This is a genomic window from Arthrobacter sp. H14, assembly GCF_000520495.1.
Classification (GTDB): Bacteria; Actinomycetota; Actinomycetes; order Actinomycetales; family Micrococcaceae; genus Arthrobacter_C.
The window spans coordinates 24456-26088 of sequence record NZ_KI914706.1 but is presented as its reverse complement, the minus strand read 5'-3'; the positions used below and the strand labels follow the sequence as shown (position 1 = coordinate 26088).

Below are 1633 nucleotides of genomic sequence, written 5' to 3'. Positions count from 1 at the left end.
CGATGCCGGGGCAGGACCCGTTAAGTTCGTTGGGGCCGATGATGGTCAACCGGTCCCCGACCTTCGCTTTCGCTGCCCAGTTGGACGCCGGCCCACCGTTGCCGCCGGCGTCCAGATGGATCACGAAGTCGACGTCGATCTGCGGGCCATACGCTTCCACTTCCGGACCGTCGAGGCGCGCGTTCCGCACCGTATAGGTCCGCATATGGCCGCGGGTCTGCGGATCCATCGCCAGCCACTGCTGGTACCACCCCTGGGCCAAGGTGCCGAACGGGGGCAGCGCGTGGCCCTGCGAAGGCACCATCAGCTTGATTCGCAAGTCCAGGGTGGAACGCAGGCCACAGTCGTCAACCGGGCCACGGCTGAACTGCGCGAGGCTCTCCCCCGTGAAAGTGATGCGGCGGAAATTGGGGCTGAGCTCGGCAATGCCGGCTACCTCGACCTCGAAGGCCAGCATCGGAGGGGCATCAACGGTGGCGGTCATGTACTTACCTCTGCGTGCGTATCGGTGCGGGTCCTGGTTTCGTGCTGTGCGTCGTTGGCTTCCGGCCCCGCCGTGGCTGCGCCGTGGTGGCGGCCAATGGGAACGATCATGGGCGTGCCCGAGATTGGATCGGCGATGACCCGGGAATCCATCCCAAACACGTCCTGCACCATGGCCTCGGTCACCACCTCGCCCGGGGCACCGGTGGCCGCGATCCGTCCGTTCTTCATGGCGATCAAGTGGTCGGCGTAGCGGGCGGCGAGATTCAGGTCATGAAGGACAATCGCGATGGTGGTGCCCGCGCGGTGGTTCAGGTCCGTCAGCAGGTCCAGCACCTCCACCTGGTGGCTCACGTCCAGGAACGTAGTCGGTTCATCCAGGAGCAGGATGTCCGTTTCCTGGGCCAGCGCCATGGCAATCCACACCCGCTGGCGCTGCCCGCCGGACAGCTCGTCCACGGACCGGCTGGCGAGCTCGAGCGTGTCTGTGGCCGCCAAGGCAGCGGCGACTGCGGCGTCGTCGTCCTTGCTCCACTGCCGGAACCAGCCCTGGTGCGGATAGCGGCCCCGGCCGACCAGATCGGCAACCGTTATTCCGTCCGGCGCGACAGGTGTTTGGGGCAGCAGGCCGAGCATCGTGGCCACCTGGCGGGTAGGAACCGAGTGGATCGACTTTCCATCCAGCAGAACCGAGCCCGAGCGGGGCTTGAGCAGCCGCGCCAGCCCGCGCAGCAGGGTCGACTTGCCGCAGGCGTTCGCGCCAACGATCATCGTGACCTTGCCGCTGGGTATGGTCAGGGTCAGATCTTCGACGACGGTGCGCTCGTCGTAGGCCAGGGTCAGTTCCTGCGCCTGCAGGAAATGTGTAGAGGTCATGTCGGTCCTTCCTAACCGGCCGTGCCGTTGCGGTTGGCGGATACCAGCAGCCAGAGCAGGAACGGCGCCCCCAAGGCACCGGTGATGACGCCGACGGGGAGGGATACTCCCGGAATCATGTTGGCAGCGACGAAATCAGCGGCGAGCACGATCAGCGCACCGATCAGCGCCGCCGCGGTCAGTGAGGCCTTGCCGCCCAGTGCCCGCCGGGCGATGGGCCCGGAGAGGAACGCGATGAACGCGACCGGCCCGGCGGCCGCGGTGGCGACGGCCG

General features: G+C 67.1%; 3 protein-coding genes. All 3 read right to left on the bottom strand.

From position 1 onward, the window contains the following. On the bottom strand, window positions 1–484 hold a 484-nt coding region (locus Y707_RS28410; protein WP_162150265.1), incomplete at its 3' end, for a siderophore-interacting protein. Then, complete coding sequence (locus Y707_RS28405; protein WP_051442295.1) at window positions 481–1359, bottom strand: ABC transporter ATP-binding protein; 879 nt, start codon at window positions 1357–1359, stop codon at window positions 481–483. The genes Y707_RS28405 and Y707_RS28410, both read right to left, overlap by 4 nt. Before the next feature lie 11 nt (window positions 1360–1370). After that, the coding region (locus Y707_RS28400; RefSeq protein ID WP_035783181.1) for an iron chelate uptake ABC transporter family permease subunit at window positions 1371–1633 on the bottom strand (263 nt) is incomplete at its 5' end.